At 73.0% G+C, this 18569-nt stretch carries 13 protein-coding genes, 1 tRNA gene and 2 CRISPR repeat arrays; all 14 genes read right to left on the bottom strand.

The genetic code is table 11. From position 1 onward, the window contains the following. Positions 1-216 precede the first annotated feature (216 nt). A CRISPR array of direct repeats spans positions 217-1100; the repeat unit is 29 nt; unit sequence GGGACCATCCCCGCGTGCGCGGGGAGCAC. A gap of 92 nt (positions 1101-1192) precedes the next feature. After that, positions 1193-1543, bottom strand: coding sequence for a type I-E CRISPR-associated endoribonuclease Cas2e (gene cas2e / locus EV190_RS07585; protein WP_133740771.1), 351 nt, complete (start codon positions 1541-1543; stop codon positions 1193-1195). Next, on the bottom strand, positions 1540-2493 hold the full coding sequence (gene cas1e / locus EV190_RS07580) for a type I-E CRISPR-associated endonuclease Cas1e (protein ID WP_133740770.1): 954 nt from the start codon (positions 2491-2493) through the stop codon (positions 1540-1542). The genes cas2e and cas1e overlap by 4 nt, the downstream gene beginning before the upstream one ends. Before the next feature lie 3 nt (positions 2494-2496). Beyond that, positions 2497-3198 (bottom strand): type I-E CRISPR-associated protein Cas6/Cse3/CasE, encoded by a 702-nt coding sequence (gene cas6e / locus EV190_RS07575; protein ID WP_133740769.1) that lies wholly within the window; start codon positions 3196-3198, stop codon positions 2497-2499. Next, entirely contained in the window at positions 3198-3914 is a 717-nt protein-coding gene (gene cas5e, locus EV190_RS07570; protein WP_133740768.1) for a type I-E CRISPR-associated protein Cas5/CasD, read from the bottom strand. Before cas5e ends, cas6e begins: the two co-directional genes overlap by 1 nt. Beyond that, positions 3911-5131, bottom strand: coding sequence for a type I-E CRISPR-associated protein Cas7/Cse4/CasC (cas7e, locus tag EV190_RS07565; RefSeq protein ID WP_133740767.1), 1221 nt, complete (start codon positions 5129-5131; stop codon positions 3911-3913). The genes cas5e and cas7e overlap by 4 nt, the downstream gene beginning before the upstream one ends. Then, the gene (casB, locus tag EV190_RS07560; RefSeq protein WP_133740766.1) at positions 5128-5775 is read right to left on the bottom strand and encodes a type I-E CRISPR-associated protein Cse2/CasB; all 648 of its coding nucleotides are present in this window, start codon (positions 5773-5775) and stop codon (positions 5128-5130) included. Before casB ends, cas7e begins: the two co-directional genes overlap by 4 nt. A gap of 2 nt (positions 5776-5777) precedes the next feature. Continuing rightward, positions 5778-7430, bottom strand: coding sequence for a type I-E CRISPR-associated protein Cse1/CasA (casA, locus tag EV190_RS07555; protein ID WP_133740765.1), 1653 nt, complete (start codon positions 7428-7430; stop codon positions 5778-5780). Then, positions 7420-10338, bottom strand: a complete 2919-nt coding sequence (cas3, locus tag EV190_RS07550) for a CRISPR-associated helicase Cas3' (RefSeq protein WP_133740764.1) — start codon at positions 10336-10338, stop codon at positions 7420-7422. The genes casA and cas3 overlap by 11 nt, the downstream gene beginning before the upstream one ends. A gap of 183 nt (positions 10339-10521) precedes the next feature. Then, positions 10522-12323: direct repeats of the CRISPR family, unit length 29 nt; unit sequence GGGACCATCCCCGCGTGCGCGGGGAGCAC. 932 nt (positions 12324-13255) lie between these two features. After that, positions 13256-13329, bottom strand: a tRNA-Pro gene (locus EV190_RS07545). Between the two features lie 105 nt (positions 13330-13434). Next, positions 13435-13938 (bottom strand): DUF523 domain-containing protein, encoded by a 504-nt coding sequence (locus tag EV190_RS07540; RefSeq protein WP_133740763.1) that lies wholly within the window; start codon positions 13936-13938, stop codon positions 13435-13437. A gap of 23 nt (positions 13939-13961) precedes the next feature. Continuing rightward, entirely contained in the window at positions 13962-14531 is a 570-nt protein-coding gene (locus tag EV190_RS07535) for a TetR/AcrR family transcriptional regulator (protein WP_243742425.1), read from the bottom strand. A 246-nt stretch (positions 14532-14777) separates the two neighbouring features. Next, positions 14778-16208 (bottom strand): ribosome biogenesis GTPase Der, encoded by a 1431-nt coding sequence (gene der, locus EV190_RS07530; protein ID WP_133740762.1) that lies wholly within the window; start codon positions 16206-16208, stop codon positions 14778-14780. Between the two features lie 115 nt (positions 16209-16323). Then, positions 16324-17025, bottom strand: a complete 702-nt coding sequence (gene cmk / locus EV190_RS07525) for a (d)CMP kinase (protein ID WP_133740761.1) — start codon at positions 17023-17025, stop codon at positions 16324-16326. Positions 17026-17147: 122 nt separating this feature from the next. Then, a complete protein-coding gene (locus tag EV190_RS07520) occupies positions 17148-18218 on the bottom strand; it encodes a prephenate dehydrogenase (RefSeq protein ID WP_133740760.1) in 1071 nt (356 codons plus the stop codon). Positions 18219-18569: the final 351 nt, after the last annotated feature.

Raw genomic sequence — 18569 nt, 5'->3', positions numbered from 1 at the left:
CCTCGTACAAGCCGGAACCATCCTCCGCGATCTCTCACGCGTGGAGCGCGAGGCCGTGCGAGCGCTGAGCCGCCTCGAGGCGTAAGAGCACCAAGCGCCCAGAGCCCAGTGCCCAGCGCGGTCCGACCCGACAGCCCTCGAAAACCTCGGGGCTCCGAAGACGCCGGGCCGTCCCCTGCGCGCTCACCCGCCCGGCGTCGCCCTCCCCACCCCACCGGCACCATCCCCGCGTGCGCGGGGAGCACCTACGAGTGTGCCGCCAGGGAACTGGCGGAACGGGGACCATCCCCGCGTGCGCGGGGAGCACTTCGCGGCGGGCGCGTCCGAGCGCATCCCGTAGGGACCATCCCCGCGTGCGCGGGGAGCACTGCTCGCCCCCGACCGGTTCGCGACGTGGATCGGGACCATCCCCGCGTGCGCGGGGAGCACTGGCCGTTCCGGTTCGTGGCCAAGTCCTACCGGGGACCATCCCCGCGTGCGCGGGGAGCACGGGTTCGCGGTGGTGGTTTGCGCGGTGGTGGTGGGACCATCCCCGCGTGCGCGGGGAGCACGCACTCTCCGGTGTCCCCGGAGAGTGACCGTCGGGACCATCCCCGCGTGCGCGGGGAGCACCCGGCTGCGCGAGCTCGGCCATTCCACCCTCGGGGACCATCCCCGCGTGCGCGGGGAGCACGATGTCGAACGGGCGCGGAAGATCTTCGCTCAGGGACCATCCCCGCGTGCGCGGGGAGCACTTACCGGTTCCTTCCGGTTCGGTTCGGGGCTAGGGACCATCCCCGCGTGCGCGGGGAGCACCCCAGTTCCTCCGCCGCGGCCCGGAAGCGCCGGGGACCATCCCCGCGTGCGCGGGGAGCACGGGTTCGCGGTGGTGGTTTGCGCGGTGGTGGTGGGACCATCCCCGCGTGCGCGGGGAGCACGCACTCTCCGGTGTCCCCGGAGAGTGACCGTCGGGACCATCCCCGCGTGCGCGGGGAGCACGGATCTTGCGCGCTTCGATGCGGGTGAGTTTGGGGACCATCCCCGCGTGCGCGGGGAGCACAATCCCACGGTCTTCTCCTTCGGGTCGGTGTCGGGACCATCCCCGCGTGCGCGGGGAGCACTCTGAATGACCTGGGAGTTTATCAGCGGTGAGTGTTCATTTCATTTACTTCTCGAAAATCAGACAAAACACCCACAGGTTCCGTGGGCGTGTTCACCGGTTTCCGAATCGGCGGCGTTTGGATGCTTTGCTCCATCCCTGCTTCTGCGCCGCTGGGGCGCTTTCCCCCTGCTCGTTGGGGCGGCGGATAAGGGTCAGGCCCTCGTGGTCCACCGGATGCCACTTGTGGTCGTGGGTCTCGAATTCGAAGCCCTGCTCGTTGTTGGTGCTATAGGCCAGCAGTGCTCGGCCGTTGCCCGCGTACTCCTTCACCTCCGCCCAGAGCACTTCCCTGATGCGCGCGGAGGGGCCTCCGATGAAGACTCCCGGGGAGATCTCCAGCAGCCAGCGGGTGAGGAAGCCGCGCAGTCCCACAGGGCAGTGGGTCAGCACGATGACCGTCACCAGATCACCCCGTCGGCGTAGTTGCGGCCGGATTCGAGGTCCGGGCCCCGGTCGGTCTGCAGACCGACGCGGTCCGGGGCGCCGCCGTCGACATCAACGTCTGATCCCGGGGAAAGCAGCAGGCTCTTGATGTCGCGGACGCACCGGTCGAGCAGTCCGATCTCGTTGACGCGGTCGCGGACGGCCCTGCGGGTACGCGCTCCCACCTCGGCCGGGCTCTCGGCGGCGACGTCGAAGGCGATCGGAATGCCGACCTCGGTCTTGTAGAGGTCGGCCACGTCCAGGACGAACGACAGCTCGTGTCCCGAATGCACGAACCCCAGGCCGGGAACGCAGCCCAGCGCGGCGACGACCGCCTGGGAGATGCCGTAAAGGCACTGGGCCGCAGCGGTGATGCCTTGGTTGGGCGGATCACCCGAGTCGAAGTCGCCCGGGGTGAAGCGCCGCCCGTGCCAGGGCAGCCCGACCCTGGCCGCCTCCTTGCGGTAGAAGTCCTTAACCCTTCGCCCTTCCTTGCCGAGGAGCTGCTGCCGGGTGAGGCCCGCCGGATCCTCGTCGGGAAAGCGCATCGTGTACATGGCGCGGGCCACCTCAAGGCGCGTGACGCGGTTCGCCCACGCCTTGGCGTGGGCCTGGGCCAGGGCCGCCGAGCGGGTCAGGGACCGGCCGCCCGCGTAGAAGCGGACTCCGTGCTCTCCCACCCACACCACGCCCGCGCCGCTCTCCCCGAGCACGCTCATCGCCTGGTGGGTGACGCGGGTTCCGGGCCCCAGCAGCAGGGTTCCGATGGTGGCCGAGGGGATGTGCGTGGTTCCCTCGCCGTCCTCGGCGGTGATGGCGTTGGCGTCGCGGTGTACCGTGCACCGCTCCAGGTAGACGAAGGACAACCGGTCTGCCACCCGGGTGAGTTCGCGCGGGGTGGAGGCGCGGCGCTTCCCGACCGTGGCCACTGCTCAGCCCACCGGCGCCAGGGTCATCAGCCCGCATCCGTACGCCTTGGCCCGCCCCAGCCCGGTGGTGAGGACGCGGCGCAGCGCGTCAGGGTCGGTGACCTCCAACCGGCCGTCGAAGGTCGCGGTGACCAGGGAGACCGGTGCGCCGCGCCTGTCGGCCGGCCCCTTGGTGAAGGCGTGGTTCTGGCGGTTGTGCACGATCAGCTCGTACTCGCCGCCTTCGGCGAGCCTGCGCTCCTCCGGCGGCTTCTCCAGCACCCGGAAACCGGCGGTCTCCTGGCGTTTGAGGAGCCAGCCCATCTGGTGGCGCGGGGTGACGTGCGCGGTGGTCTTGGTCGGCTCGCCGTCCTTGCGGCGGATGCTGTGCACCGGGTTGGCGGTGAGCCGGAACGCCCAGGTGCCGCCCTTGGCCAATCGCGTCAGGAACGGCGTGTAGTCGTAGGTCTGCCAGGTGCCGCTGGTCGGCCAGCCTGCCTGCTCCACCAGGTGGGTGAGGTCGGGCGCGGTCGGGCTGACGACGTAGAGGAAGACCTCGGCTCTGGCGTTGCGGTCGACGCGCCACAACACGCGCGGGCCGTCGGTGTGACTGGGCAGCGCGTCAGCGAAGGAGCTCATGACGGCGGCGTGCATGCTCCGCGGCGACGACAGCAGCTTGCGCGCGCCGCCGCGCGCGGTGTTGAGGCGGAAGCGGGTGAGGTGCATCAGTCGCCTACCAGGGCGGTCGTCGGGTCGTGGTCGGGGGGCGCGGTGCGGCGCGCTCGGGGGTTGGGGATCTCGACCGTGTCCGGGCGGACGCCGCGCAGTGCGTAGCGGCGGTGCAGGGGGTCGAAGCTGAGCGGCAGGTCGCGCACGCTGTCGGTGCGGCTGTCACCGGGGGCGGCGTCGACGAAGGTGTCGAGCGCGACCGGTTGCTGGTGGCGCCGGCCTCGCTGGTACCACTCGGCGGCGTGCCACTCCTCCTCGGCCAGCACCTGTTCGATGGTCCTGTCGCGGTGGACGCCGAGGTCGATGCGGCGCGCGGGCGGGCAGGAGCGGCGCCCCAGGTAGGGCAGGTACACCGGTTCCCGCACCGCCCGGTGGAGGTCGTCGATCAGGGCGTCGTCGCCTTCGACGGCGGCGACGAAGACGGCGTCGGCCAGGTAGAAGCGTTCCGAGACCGGCATGGACTTGCCGGTGTCGAAGTGCTTGGCGGTCTGGTAGTCGCGGACGCGGGAGCCGCGCTGGTCGACGCGCACGCCGAAGCGCAGCGCGGCCAGGTCGGCGAGGTCGTCGGCGCGTTGGCGGCCCTGGGCGGCGGCGAGCAGGCCGATGACGCCGCTCTTGGTGGGCGCGTGCTGGGTGGTGCGCCGCGCGAAGCGGGCCGAGGCCCCCCACGACTGCAGGGGGCCGGCCAGCAGCAGCGCCAGGACGCTGCTCATTCGGCGGGCGCCGGGCGCCGGGCCACCGCCGCGCCGACGGCTTCGACCAGGTCGGGCAGCGACGCCTCCGTGCCGAGAGCGGAGAGCTTCCTGGTGCTCTCCCCCACGCGCAGCACCCACGTGTCCGCGTCATCGACCCCGTAGGCGCGTTCGATGTCGGGGACGTAGGCGGCCAGCCGCTCGCTGGCCTCGCGCAGGTGGCCGCCGCTCGACGCCTCCTCCTGCGGGTAGTCCTCGATGGAGGCCGCCTTGACCGGTTCCTCGAAGGCCCCGACGAAGCTGACGGGGCGGGAGGAGCGCAGCTTGACGATGACCGCGTCGGGCAGCGTGTTGTTGCCGAAGGTGTTGAGCTTGCCGCTGGGCAGCGACTCCACGAAGCCGCGTACGAACGCCTCGACGGCGCGGCGCAGCGGCTCAGTGACCGGTTCGTCCTCGCGCAGTCCCTCGCCGAGGTTCCTGCGCAGCAGGTCGACGTCGAGGGCGGCGTAGCGGTACAGGGTGGCGGAGTTGAACTCGACGGTGCCGATCATGCCCGCGCCGGGTTCGGCGTCGGTGTTGTGGTCGTCGACGGCGGTGTAGTAGTCGGACTCGTTCTCGACCGCGTGCACGCTGATGGCGTGGGCGACCTGGGCGGCGGCGTCGACGTTGATGTCGGCGCCGTCGGCGACCATGCGGCCGAACAGGGCGATGTCGACCGAGTGCCGGGTGTCGGCGGTCTCCTTGGCCCTCTTCTTGGTGTCCTTGTCCTTGAGGAACGCCTTGATGTCAGCGCGTCCCTCCACGGCGAGTGCGGCGAGGCCGTCGAGCTGGCGGGCGCTCAGGAACATCAGGTACGCGGACTCGGGGGCGGGCGCGTCCCCGCCGTTCTTCCTGGCCGCCTCGACCTTGCGTTTGGGCGGCTCGATCTTGGAGCCGGTGGCGGCCTGGACCGTTTCGGCGGCCAGTTCCCACGCCTCGCGTTCCTCGATGGAGTCGTCGATGCGCCGGATCCGCCCGGCCAGCAGCTCGGCCACGCGCTTGGTGCGGGTCCCCAGCTCCGCGGGGTCCAGCAGGGTGTCGAAGGCGAGGCGGGTGGCGCGCTTCCACGCCTGGCTGGAGACCCGGGCGCGGCGCACGCCGCCGTAGACCGCGGTCTTGGGCGCCCCGGTGTCGTCGCGGTTCAGGTTGCTGGGCGGGACGGTCTGCAGCACGTGCAGGTCGAGGATGGTGCGGCTCACGAGGCGTCCTTGTCGGTGGTGTCGGGTCCGGGGTCGGGGTTCTCGGCGGTTCTGGGCCGGTGGGCATGGAATCCGCGCCCCCAGGCGGCGCGGACCTCCTTCATCCCGCCGGGCCGCTGCGCGGTGGTGAGCTGGTCGGCGAGCAGGCCGTAGTCGAGCGGGACCGAGTCGCGGCGCAGCAGGACGACGATCTCGCGCAGCCGGTAGGCGAGGGTGCCCATGTTGGTGGCGGCGCCGACCTGCACGAAGCGCTTGCGGGTCGGCTCGTCGATATCGCCTGGCGGCATCAGGCGGCGTACGGCTCCACCCAGGTCGCGGCCGGGTTGGTGCATTCTGGCGTCGCGGCGCGACTGCTGGTGTGCGGCGTAGAGGGTGAGCGCGATGTGCGCGGCGTTCTCCGCTCCCCGGAGTGCCCGCTCGTCACCGCGCGGGGCGTTGCGGTAGAAGTCGTCGTCGATGGTGAGGCCCCACAGCTCGGGGACGTCACCCAGCGGCTTGCCCGCGCCCCGACGTAGTTTCGCCAGGGTCGCGACCGCGTCGGAGTGGTCGTTGAGGTAGCCGTGCTGGATCTTCCTGACACGCTCGTCGACGAAGGCGCCCACCCACTTCAAGGAGGTGGAACGCGAGGAAGCGGTGGTGGTCATGTTCATGCCTCCGCGGTCTGCTCGGTGGACATCGGGAGCTCCTTCTTCAGGGACGCGCGAAACCGCAGGTCGACGCTGGAAGCCGTGATCCAGAGGTGGCCGTTCTTGGTGGCGACGACGCGTCCGGCCCAGGCCGCCTCTCCTGCTTCGGCGACCAGCCGCTTGCCGAGGCGGGCGAGGACCCGGCGTACTTCGCGCTGCCAGTCGCGGCGCCGCTCGTCGCCGTCCTCGCCGGGGGCGAGGCTTCTCAGCCAGTCCCGGAAGGGGCCGTCGAGTTCGCCGAAGCCGAGGTCGCGTGCCGCGGCGCGCGGCGCTTCGGTCTCCGCTCCGGCGGCCTCGGCCAGTCCGGTGGCGAGGTCGCCCAGGACCGTGACCGCGCGCTCGGCGTCGGCCACGGCGTCGACGGCTACCTGGCCCAGGCCGCTGTCGCGCTCGTGCAGCACCACCACGGCCATGGCGACGGAGTCGTCGACGACCTCGTCGATGACCGACTGCTGGGTGCCGTAGAAAGCGCCGACGAGCCGGGCCCGGATCAGGTGGTCGTCGGGCAGGAAGCCGTCGTTGGCGAGGCCCGCGATCCAGTCGAGGACGCGCGGCCGGACGACGGCGGCGGCCTCCTGGCGCTGCTCGGCGCCGTGCACCCGGCCCGCCACCAGCGCGCCGAGGCCGCGCCACGCGCTGCGTTCGGGGTCGTGCTCGCGCGGCAGGTAGACCTGGGCCAGTCCCAGTTTCTTCTCCTGGGCCGGGCTGCGCCGCCAGGCGGTCATCGGTTCGCGGTCGTGCGTGTTGCGGGCGGGGAGCGGGTCGCCGTAGGCGAGCAGCACCCCGTACACGCCGTCGGCGTCGTGGTGCAGCCGGACGCGGCGGCTCTGCCAGGTGTAGAGGTCGCGGACGCCGTGCGGGCGGCCGGCGAGCTCCTTGGCGTCGGTGGCGGCTGCGGTGGCGGGAGCGTGCCGCCACGCGGGCCTGTCGTTCTTGTCGACCTTCAGGTTGTGGGTGTCGAAGGCGACGAGGTTGAGCAGCAGCGTCTCGCGGAGGGTGTCGCCCTCGACCAGGACACCGCCCAGGTTGCCGGCCCATCCCACGCCCAGCGGGTAGCCTTTGCCGCCTTTGACGCGGGGATCGCCCACGGCTCCGGACTTGATGCCGGAGACGTCGTAGGCGTGGGCGTGCACCACCCAGCGGGCGGCCTCGGCGAAGCCGACGCGGTCGACGCCTCGCGCCCGCATGGTGAAGAACGGCTCCCCGTTGGGGACGTCGGCGACGATCCGGTCCAGCGAGGAGAACTCGTTCTTGGCGGTGTGCAGGTCGGCGACCTGGAAGAACGGGGTCACCGGGTGCAGCAGGTCGAAGCGGTCGCGGTGCCGGTCGAGGTATCCGGCGACGGAGCCGACGGGAAGCCCCTCGTCCTGCCACAGCTCGGACCACTCGTCGGGATCCTGGGGGCCGTCGACCGCGTCGTGCAGGATCGCCAGCAGCAGCCGCACCAGCGCGAACTCCTGCGTGGGCACGTCCCCGACGAGGCGGCGCAGGTACTGGGCCTGTTCGAACACCTCCAGCAGCGACAGCTCGGTCTGGGAGCCGTCCAACCGCTGCACCGGGAGCCACACCCGGCTGGTCAGGTCGAACGAGGGAGTGGTGGGTTCAGTCGGCACGGTGCACCTCGAGGCCGTCGGACCGGGTGTAGTGGATGTCGTAACCTGCCAGGCGGGTACGACCGTTCTCGTCCAGGACCAGGACGAGCTCGCCCGCCAGCCAGTGCGATTCCTTGGCCTGCCAGGCCTGGACGCATTCGGTTTCGAGTTCCTCGATGGCCTGGTCGATCACCTTCGCGAAGGTGAACTGGTAGGGCAGGCGCAGCCCCGAGGCCGCGACGGCGCGCGCGGCCCTGGCGGGGGGAACCGCCTCGGTGGGCAGTTCCAGCCCGCCCCGGCCCTCGCCCAGCCACGGGACCGTGGTCAGGGCGCCGTCGGCGCGCCGCCGCACCACCAGGACCTCCAGGCTCTCCCTGCTGTCGCGGACCTGCGCCTTGCCGCCGCGGGTGTCGTCGGCGTCGCCCACTCCGGCCTCGACCCAGCCCACCAGGGGGCGGCCGGGTCTGGCCGCCTCGTTGAGCAGGAACGCGTCGGCCTTGACGCGCTGCTCGATCTGTTTCAGCTCGTGCTCGTCGCGGGCCTGGTCCATGGCCTCCCGCCATTGGGGCGGCCCGGCGGGGCGGGGACCGTAGGCGCTCTGCACCAGTGGGCTGATGTGGTCGGGGAGCCGCACGGTGTGCCCCGTCCCGGAGGTTCCCGCGAGGTGGGGGTCCAGCACGGCGAGGGAGCGCAGCAGCGCATGCTCCCCGTAGACCAGGCACGATCCCCGGACGGGTTCGGGCACGGCCGCCGTCCAGTCGACGCCGGTGACCAGGCATCGGGCGGTGCGCAGCCGCTGCGGGCGGTCGCCCTGGTCCTCCCCGCGCTGGTGCCGGTGCAGGCGGCCCATGCGCTGCAGCAGCAGGTCGACGGGGGCCAGGTCGGTCACCAGCAGGTCGAAGTCGACGTCCAGGGACTGCTCCACCACCTGGCTCGCGACCACGACGTGTCCGCCGTCGGGACGACTACCACCGGCGGCCGCGACCTTTTCGGGGGAGCCGAAGGCGGCGAGCAGCCCGGCGTCGTTCTCGACGCGGTCCAGGTCCAGGAACCGGGCGTGCGCGACGGTCACACGGTCGTCCCCGAACCGCTCCCGAAGGCAGGCGGCGGTCTCGTGCACCCGGGCCACCGTGTTGCGCACGACCAGGGCGCAACCGCCCTCGGAGAGGTCGTCCGCCAGCCGGTCCGCCAGGATCTCCACGTCGTCGTCCAGGCGCTCCACGCGCACATCGGTGCGGCGTCCCGAAGCGGCGGGGAGGACCGTGCGCGGCTCCGCCCCGGGAACGACCCCGGTGAGCAGCGGGTACCCGTCGGCCTCGACGGAGTCGAAACCATCGGAACCGCTCCCGGCCCCGGCGTAGGCCTCGGCGAGCTCGCGCCGCCGCCGGGCGGGCAGCGTCGCCGAGAGCACCACCACCGGCACACCGTAGGCGCCCAGCCACGACAGCACCCGGTCGAGGTAGGCGTTCATGTAGGTGTCGTAGGCGTGCGCCTCGTCGATCACCACGACCTTGCCCGCCACGGCGAGGTGGCGCAGCGCCAGGTGCCGGCTCTTCAGCCCGGCGAACAGCAGCTGGTCGATGGTGCCCACCGCGAACGAGGACAGCATGCCCTTCTTGCGGCCGCGCAGCCAGTGGTGCGCGACCAGCTCCGCCGACGTGGCCCGCTCGTCCGCGCGGGGCCGCCACACGTCGTCGGCACCGTCGCGGTCCACGTCGGCGACCCGGCCGCGTCTTCCGCGCGTCAGCCCGACGAAGTCCTCGTTCAAGGCGGCCTTGGAGTGCGCCAGGAACACCGAGTGCGCACCGGGGTCGGCCCGCTCGTCGGGCAGGCGGCCCAGCCAGTGGAGCAGGCGCGGGAACATGGCGTTGCCGGTGGCCATCGTGGGCAGCGCGACGAAGCAGCCGCCCGCTCCCGAGCGGGCGGCGAAGATCTCGGCGACGGCGAGCGCGGCCTCGGTCTTGCCCTCCCCCATCGGTGCCTCGATGACCATCAGGCCGGGCGCGGACATCGCGCGCGCCAACCGCACGGCTTCCTCCTGCACCGGCCTGATCCTCGCGCCGGGCGGCAGGTCGAAGCGGGCGGCGAAGATCTCGGCGGGCTCGCCCTCGGGCTCCACCGCCTGCCAGGGGCCCGGCAGGTCCAAGCCGCGCCAGGCCGCCTCGATCCGCTCGGGGTCGGTGGCGCGCCCGTCGGGAAAGTAGGGGAACAGGTCCGGGTTGCTGGCGATCCAGTCGGCGACGATGACCAGCGCCGTCAGCAACACCTGGACCGGTTGCGGCAGCTTCACCTGCTGCCAGACGTCCAGCCTCTCCTCGACACCGCAGACGGACGCGGCGGTGTCGAGGAGCTCGTCCTGCGCTCCGCGCCACACGTCCTCGCTGCCGGGCGTGCGCAGCAGGCCCGGGTGGCGGGCCAGTTCGTAGATGTCGGACTGGCCGGGCGGCACCCCGTGGTGGCCGCCCGCGATGATCGCGAACTGGGTGGTGGCCCGCTTGGGCCAGCCGCGCCGTTCGACCAGCCACTGCTGGAGCAGCAGCTGCCCGGCGAGGCCGTGCGGGGCGAGCCTGCGGTCGGACATCTGCTTGTGCAGCGGCATGTCCAGCCCGGCGGCGCGCATGGTGTCGGCGAGTTCCTCGACCTGGCACGCGAACGCGGGGGTGGCCTTGCCGATGTCGTGCGTCGCGGCCAGCCACACCGCCAACCAGCGGGCGTCATCGGCGCCGCCGGGGAGCGCGTCGGCGACCAGCCGCCGAACGCTGAGGGGCAGCCACTCGTCCCACAACCGCCCGGCCACAGCGGCGCTGTCTGCCATGTGCCGCCACAGCGGAAGCCAGCCCCCCATGTCGTAGTCGTGCTTGGCCCAGACCGACCGCGCGGCACCGGAAAGCCCACCCGGCCAAGACCGTGAGGGACCGTCAGAACTCATGGACGAAATCCAACAGGACAGGCCCCCGGAAAGTCCTAGGAACTGGAAAAGTTCCCCAAAAATACCTACCCCTCCCGGGAAGGGAGGAAGGGGGTGAGCCGCATCAGCAGACCCACCCCCGACTCCACACCCCCGCATGCGCGGGGAGCACGTGCGGCACCTTGCGGAAGTCCAGAAGCCACGGGGACCATCCCCGCGTGCGCGGGGAGCACAAGGAAGCCGGGGACGACCTCGACCTCGGGGCGGGACCATCCCCGCGTGCGCGGGGAGCACTCTCGCGCCCAGCTCGAAGCGCGCCGGTGGCCGGGACCATCCCCGCGTGCGCGGGGAGCACTCGCGGTCCCAGGACGGGTCCGGGATCGGGAAGGGACCATCCCCGCGTGCGCGGGGAGCACAGCTGGTCGTGCGCGAGCCGGGGTCGGGTGGGGGGACCATCCCCGCGTGCGCGGGGAGCACTCGGTGATGAATCGGCGGAGCACCGCCGGGTCGGGACCATCCCCGCGTGCGCGGGGAGCACTCGGTGATGAATCGGCGGAGCACCGCCGGGTCGGGACCATCCCCGCGTGCGCGGGGAGCACTCCACCGTCACCAGAGTCCAGTCGAGGACCCCCGGGACCATCCCCGCGTGCGCGGGGAGCACGGTTTCGGACCAGGCGCGTTCGGGTGACCGCTGGGACCATCCCCGCGTGCGCGGGGAGCACACGACTATTCGGAGGACGTCTACCTGCCCGTGGGGACCATCCCCGCGTGCGCGGGGAGCACAGGGTGGTGGTGAGGTCGAGGGGGTTCATGCGGGGACCATCCCCGCGTGCGCGGGGAGCACGTGACCGGGGTCGGGCACATCCCGGTCACCCAGGGACCATCCCCGCGTGCGCGGGGAGCACGGCCGCCTCGGCGGCCGTGTCCGTTCGGGGACGGGACCATCCCCGCGTGCGCGGGGAGCACCCTCATGATCTGCGCCGGTCGATGCGCACTTGGGGACCATCCCCGCGTGCGCGGGGAGCACCGGCCATCGCGGTTCTGCGCCGCGAAGGACTCGGGACCATCCCCGCGTGCGCGGGGAGCACCCACGATGGAGCAGGCGCAGACACAGGCCGGGGGGACCATCCCCGCGTGCGCGGGGAGCACTCCCGGAGCGCCTCCCGAGACATCCAGGTCCAGGGACCATCCCCGCGTGCGCGGGGAGCACACGGCGGGGGCGAGTACCCCGGGGGGACATTCGGGACCATCCCCGCGTGCGCGGGGAGCACGCTCACAGGTTTTTCCTGTCGCTGATCAAGTTGGGACCATCCCCGCGTGCGCGGGGAGCACGCCGTACTGCCACGGCGTCCGGTCCGGCAGGCGGGACCATCCCCGCGTGCGCGGGGAGCACCCCACACGGTGTACGTGGTGCGTCCCGCGCGGGGGACCATCCCCGCGTGCGCGGGGAGCACTCCGTGCCGTCCTCGTTGACGTGAATCGCCGCGGGACCATCCCCGCGTGCGCGGGGAGCACTGCTCGTGGGTGGCGCGGTGGCCCTCGTGGCCCTCGGGACCATCCCCGCGTGCGCGGGGAGCACGGGCATCCCCCCAGGTTAATGGGAGTTTGCTTGGGACCATCCCCGCGTGCGCGGGGAGCACCGCGCCGTCCCGCAGCGGCCACGGGGCCGAGGCGGACCATCCCCGCGTGCGCGGGGAGCACAGAATGAGGCCACACCCCCCGTAGACCTTACCGGGACCATCCCCGCGTGCGCGGGGAGCACGCGAGCGCCGCCCGCAGGGTGTGCCGCAGGCTGGGACCATCCCCGCGTGCGCGGGGAGCACTCGGACACTGCGGCCCATCCGGCGTGGGCTAGGGGACCATCCCCGCGTGCGCGGGGAGCACTCGGAGCTACTCGGGGTCTGCCTGCCAGTCGTAGGACCATCCCCGCGTGCGCGGGGAGCACCGGATCGCCGCCCTGGAGGAGCGCGCTGCCGAGGGACCATCCCCGCGTGCGCGGGGAGCACACTCAATGACCTGGGAATCTACCAGGAAGCAGTCCTTGTTTCATTCACTTCCCGAAAAACAGACAAAACACCCACACCTGATTCCGCCTAGAAAACAGCACTTCTGACACCGCCTGCCGCCTTCCCATTCGAACCTTCCAGGGCTTCCTCAACAGCGACACCCACATGGGCTGCCCCGGTGGTTCAGCGGGTCCGGGTGAACGCCTCGGCCGGTTCGATGGAGCGTCGCGCCGCATCGCCTTGCGCCAACTCTCGACAGCGCCCGATGGGGCCACACCACAAGATCTCGACTTCTACCGGGCGTTCTAGGGAAGCTCCGGCGCAGGGTGGCCCGGGCTCTGCCGGGGCGGGGTCCGCTCGGGTCCTGTTATGGCGGGTGCGGGACGAGGCCGCGCCCACAATGTCCGTTGTGCGAGGGGTGTCCGGCGTCCGTAGACAGGGTCCTGTTCGATGGACTTGGGCCTTCTGCCCGTTTCGGAGCCTGGAAGGGCGGAAAGCTCAAGATCATCTCGAATGAGGGCGGTACCGGTCCCCGGACCGCCGCGTCACGGACACCTGGCGGGTGTGCGCGGACCTCCAGCCCCACCCGCCGTCGCTGCCCGCCGTAACAGGAACCGAGCGGACCCCGCCCCGGCAGTTCCCGGGCCACCCCCGCTCGGGAGCTTCCCTACTACGACACAGGGCGGACCGACTGTGGCGAGCGAAGGCCGGCCCCGGGATCGATCCCGAGACCGGTCGGCGCGAAGCCGGGAAGGCCCGGGAACTCCGGGTCGCTGACGTCATCGCGTGACCGTGCGGCGGCCGGGGCCATGCCCCGGATCCTCGAAGGGGTGGAGACGGGATGAGCGCCCCGACTCCCCCTCTGACTCCACCGGGTACGAGAAACGGGCCCCTCGAAACCGAGAGGCCCGCTCTGCCCTGCTTTTCTCCGGTCGGGACGGCGGGATTTGAACCCACGACCCCTTGACCCCCAGTCAAGTGCGCTACCAAACTGCGCTACGTCCCGGTGTCCGCGGTTCCATCTCCGGCCCCGCCAACGGGTTTAACTCTAGCGCATGGAGAGGGCTGGTCGTGACAGGCTTTCCGTGCGGGGCCCGGCGGCCGGCCCCGGTCAGCGGGGGGCTGACTCCAGTTCGGCCAGGCGGGCCCGCGCCTGGGGGAGTTCGTTCTCGGTGAAGACGTCGATGCCGTGGTCCTGGAGCAGGAGGGTGGTGACACCCGCCCCCGGGGTCTTGGCTCCGGTGAACGTGCCGTCGTAGATCCGGTGGACCCCGCAGGAGGGGCTGCCCTCCTTGAGGAGGGCGAGGCGGACGCCGTGGTCGCGGGCCCTTCGCAGGGCCGCCCGGGCACCGGCGAGGAAGAATTCGGTGACGTCGGCGCCCTCGGGGGTGCGGATGCGCGCCTCCCCCTCCAAGACGGCGCGCGCGCCACGGGCTCCCTCGATCTCGGCCGGCGGGCGGGGGACCGGCAGCCCTCCGGCGACCTCCGGGCAGAAGGGGACCAGCCGCCCCTCCTCCCGCCAGCGCAGGAAGACCGCGTGGCCGGAGGGCTTGGCCCCGCCGTCGTAGCGCACCGCCCTGCCCATCAGGCAGGCGCTGACCAGTATCCGCTCCATCGGCCCCTCCCCCGCGCCATGGCTCACTGACCGAACAGCGCCCGGAGGACGGGGCGCGCGGCCGCCTCGGGGTCGTCGCCGATGTCGGGGGCCAGGGCCCCGCTCAACCACAGGCTGGCGAAGCCGTGCGCGATCGACCACGCGGCGAGGGCGGAGACCCGGTCGTCCTGGGCCCCTCCCCGCACCGAGTGGACCCCTTCGTGCAGGACCCCGCCCGCCCGGGCCCGGGCCGCGGCCACCTCGGGGTCCTCGTCCCGGTACAGGCCGGGCTGGAACATCACCTCGAAGTACCCCCTGCGGTCGATGGCGAACCGCAGGTACGCCGTGCCCACGTCGGCGAAGTCGCCCCCTGCGGCGGCCTCCGCCAGCGCGTCGGCGAGCAGGCCGAAGCCCTCGGCGGCGATGGCGGTGAGCAGGCCCGTCTTGTCGCCGAAGTGGTGGGCGGGCGCGGCGTGCGAGACGCCCGCGCGGCGCGCCAGTCCACGCAGGCTCCAGCCCGACGGCCCCGCCTCGGCGGTGGCCTCGACCGCCGCGTTCAGGACGGCCCTTCTCAGGTCGCCGTGGTGGTAGCTCCGACCGCTGATGCTCCTCACGTCCTTTCGCCGGACCCGTCACCGCCGCGACGGACCGCACCGGAAACAGAACTTGACATTGACAAGTCTATTGGGTGGTCGGACCCCCTGCGGGGGACGGGGCGGGGGCCGCGCCATGGCGCTTCCCGCCGCCCCGGCCGGTGGGCAACCGACGCGCGGCCCTGGGGCGGCGCCCGCCGCGGCTCCGCGGTCCCCTTCCGGTCGCGGCCCGGACCGCCGGGAGACCGCCGGACCGCGGCGGGTCCGTCAGCGCTTGCGGTCCGGGCGCACGCTCCCCTTGGAGGCGCGGCCCGTACCGCCGCCCCTGCCGCTCTTCTTCTCCCGGATGCGCATGCTCACCTTCACCGGCGTGCCCTCGAAACCGAAGTCCTCGCGCAGCCGCCGCTCGATGAACCGGCGGTAGTTGTCCTCCAGGAACCCGGTCGTGAACAGCACGATGTGCGGCGGACGCGAGTCGGCCTGGGTGGCGAACAGGATCTTGGGCTGCTTGCCGCCGCGCACCGGCGGCGGGGTGGCCGCCACCAGCTCCTTGACCCAGGTGTTGAGCCGCCCCGTGGAGATGCGGGTGTCCCAGCCGGCCAGGCCCGTCTCGATGGCCGGGACCAGCCTCTCGACGTGGCGCCCGGTGGCCGCGGAGATGTTGACGCGCGGCGCCCAGCTCACCCTGGCCAGCTGGCGGTCGATCTCCTTCTCCAGGTAGTAGCGGCGGTCCTCGTCCAGCAGGTCCCACTTGTTGAACGCCAGCACCAGCGCCCGGCCGGACTCCACGACCTGCTCCACGACCCGGATGTCCTGCTCGGCCAGCGGTTCGCTCACGTCCAGCAGCACGACGGCGACCTCGGCGCGCTCCAGCGCCGTCCCGGTGCGCATCGTGGCGTAGTAGTCCGCGCCCTGGAGCGCGCGGAAGCGCCGCCGGATGCCAGCCGTGTCGATGAACTTCCAGGTCTTGCCGCCCAGCTCGACGAGCTCGTCGACGGCGTCGCGGGTGGTGCCCGCCACCGAGTCCACGACCACGCGGTCCTCACCGGCGAGCCGGTTGAGCAGGCTGGACTTGCCGACGTTGGGCCGCCCGATCAGGGCCACCCGGCGCGGGCCGCCCTCCTCCTCCAGGGACTCGCGCGGCGCCTCCCCGGGCATCGCCTCGAGCAGGGCGTCCAGCAGGTCGCCGGTGCCGCGCCCGTGCAGCGCGCTGACCGCGAAGGGCTCGCCCACCCCGAGGTTCCACAGCTCCAGCGCGTCGGAGTCGCTCATCGGCCCGTCGACCTTGTTCGCCGCCAGCACCACGGGCCTCTTGGTGGCGCGCAGCACGCGCGTCACCGCCTCGTCGGTGTCGGTGATGCCGACGGTGGCGTCCACCACGAACAGGATCACGTCGGCGGTCTCGGCCGCGTACTCCGCCTGGCGGGCCACCATCGCGGCCAGCCCGCTGACGCTGGTCTCCCAGCCCCCGGTGTCCACGAGGGTGAACTCGCGCCCCTGCCAGGCGGCGTCGTAGGCCACCCGGTCGCGGGTGACCCCGGGAACGTCCTCCACGACCGCCTCGCGGCGGCCGATGATCCTGTTCACCAGGGAGGACTTGCCCACGTTGGGGCGTCCCACCACGGCCACCACAGGCTTGACGAGGGTCTCCTCGTCACTCGGATCGGCGTCGGTGCGCACGTCGAAGGTGTCGGTCATCAGTTACGGCTCCCGGTAGCAGTGTCCCCGCGCGCCCAGGATGCGTGCCGCGGGGAATGAATGGACCGCACCCCTTCGGGTGCGGGAACGCCGGCCCGGCGGGCCGGCGGGTCGCTCAGACGGCCTGCGCCTGGGCCTCGTCGGCGAGTTTGACGACGAGCGCGACGACCTCGTCCAGGGACAGGCCCGTGGTGTCCAGCTCGGTGGCGTCGTCGGTCCGCGTCAGCGGGGACACCGAGCGGCTGGAGTCCAGCCGGTCGCGGCGGGCCAGGGCCTCCTGGGTCGCCGCGACGTCGCTGGAGCGGACCTCCCTGCTGCGCCGCTGCGCGCGGGCCTCCGCGCTGGCGGTCAGGAAGAGCTTGACGGGGGCGTCGGGGGCGACGACGGTGGTGATGTCGCGCCCCTCGACCACGATCCCGGCCGTCGTGGCGCACGCCTCGGCGATGATCTCGCGCTGGCGGGCCACGAGCAGCTCGCGCACCTCGGGGACCGCGCTGACCGCGCTGACGCTGCCGGTGACCCCGTCGGCCCTGATCGCCCCGGCCACGTCCGCGCCGTCCACCTCGATGGTGGGGGCCGACGGGTCCGTGCCCACCGTGATGACCGGCCGCGCCGCCGCTTCCGCGACGGCCGCCGCGTCGGCGACGTCGATCCCGTTGTCCAGCATCCACCAGGTGATGGCGCGGTACATCGCGCCGGTGTCGAGGTAGCTCAGTTCGCGGGCCCGGGCGACGCCCTTGGCCGTGCTGGACTTGCCCGACCCCGAAGGACCGTCGATGGCGATGACGAGTCCCCCGCCGCGACCATGCCCGTTCACGTCAGCATCTCTCCCCGGATGTGGTTCCGTCTGGCTTTGGGGCGTGTCTTCCGATTGCTCCCGGAAACACGCCCGGACCGGTCCAGAGTACCCGCGCCCGGCCCGTCCCCGGTCCGCGCGGGTCAGGGGTGCACCGACCAGCCGCTCTCCCCCAGCGCGCGGGCCAGCCGGTCCTCCGAGCCCTGCGCCACCGACAGCTGCGCCACGCCCAGGGGCAGTCCCGGGGAGTGGTCGATGCGGACGTCCTCGACGTTGACGCCCGCGTCGGCCGCCGCGGCGAACAGCCGCCCCAGCGAGCCCGGCTCGTCGGGGATGACCACCGCCAGCACCGCGTAGTCGGGGGTCCGCTCGGCGCCGTGCTTGCCGGGGATGCGGGCGCGCCCGGCCACTCCCCGTTCGAGCAGGTCCGTGACGTCGCGGGCCTCTGCGGCGCGCAGCGCCGCGGCCGCGGCGGCCAGGTCGGCGGCGATCTCCTCCAGCACCGCGGCCACCGGCGCGGCGTTGTGGCCGAGGATCTCCAGCCACATGCCCGGGTCGCCCCCGGCGATGCGGGTGACGTCGCGTACCCCCTGGCCGGCCAGGGCCAGCGCGGCGTCGTCGCCGCCGCGCAGCCGCGCGGCCACCGCCGCCGAGGCCACGTGCGGGGCGTGCGAGACCAGCGCCACCGCCCGGTCGTGCGCCGCCGCGTCCAGGACGAGCGGGTCCGCCCCGCACATCTCGGCGAGCCTGGTGACGGTCTCCAGCGCGCCGGGGTCGGTCCTGGTGGTGGGGCACAGCGCCCAGGAGCGGCCCAGGAACAGGTCGGCGCGCGCGGCGCCGGGTCCCTGCCTCTCGCTGCCTCCCATGGGGTGGCCGGGCACGTAGGAGGACAGGTCGCAGCCGAGCGCGTCGGCCTCGGCGATCATGGACTCCTTCACGCTGGCCACGTCGGTGTAGACGTGCGCGAAGCCGTTCTTCTGGGCGTCGAGCAGCACGGCCGGGACGGCGCGCGGCGGCGCGGCGATGACCGCCACGTCGGCGGGGCCGCTCCCCGGGACCGAACCCAGCGGGCGGCCCGCGCCGAGCTCGCAGGCCAGTCGCAGCGTCGCGGGATCGCGGTCGGCCAACTCCACCTCGACCCCGCCGCGCCCCAGCGCCAGCGCGATCGACGTACCGATCAGCCCGGCCCCCACCACGACCGCGCGCTCGACCATGCTCGCCCGTTCCCCGTTCCCGCGACTCGACAGATGCCTCCCGTCCAGGGTAGGGCAAGGAGAGCAGCGGCAGGTCAGAGGCGGCGGTCACCCCGCCGGGCCGGCGTCCCCCAATCCGGTCAGGGCGCCCGTGGGGCGGACGCCCCATCGGCCGCCTCCTCAAAGGGGGCGCCCGGACGGGCGGCGCGTCCGGTCGTCCGCTCGCCCTGTTCCACGTCCTCGGGAACACCGGCGGGGGGGGGGGGGGGGGGGGCCCGCCCCCCCCCCCCCCCCGGGGGGGGGCCCCCCCCCCCGCGGGGCCCCCCCGCCCCCCCCCCCCCCCCCCCGGCCCCAGCGGGGGGGGGCCGCCGG

The organism is Actinorugispora endophytica (assembly GCF_004363075.1).
GTDB classification, from domain to species: Bacteria; Actinomycetota; Actinomycetes; order Streptosporangiales; family Streptosporangiaceae; genus Actinorugispora; species Actinorugispora endophytica.
Note: the sequence above shows the minus strand (reverse complement) of the source record. Positions and strands in the feature narration are given on the sequence as shown.

Coding starts and splice junctions, on each gene's coding strand:
- cas6e (WP_133740769.1), bottom strand. CDS start 3,198: ATGCACCTCACCCGCTTCCGCCTCAACACCGCGCGCGGCGGCGCGCGC.
- cas5e (WP_133740768.1), bottom strand. CDS start 3,914: ATGAGCAGCGTCCTGGCGCTGCTGCTGGCCGGCCCCCTGCAGTCGTGG.
- casB (WP_133740766.1), bottom strand. CDS start 5,775: ATGACCACCACCGCTTCCTCGCGTTCCACCTCCTTGAAGTGGGTGGGC.
- cas3 (WP_133740764.1), bottom strand. CDS start 10,338: ATGAGTTCTGACGGTCCCTCACGGTCTTGGCCGGGTGGGCTTTCCGGT.
- EV190_RS07540 (WP_133740763.1), bottom strand. CDS start 13,938: ATGGAGCGGATACTGGTCAGCGCCTGCCTGATGGGCAGGGCGGTGCGC.
- der (WP_133740762.1), bottom strand. CDS start 16,208: ATGACCGACACCTTCGACGTGCGCACCGACGCCGATCCGAGTGACGAG.
- EV190_RS07520 (WP_133740760.1), bottom strand. CDS start 18,218: ATGGTCGAGCGCGCGGTCGTGGTGGGGGCCGGGCTGATCGGTACGTCG.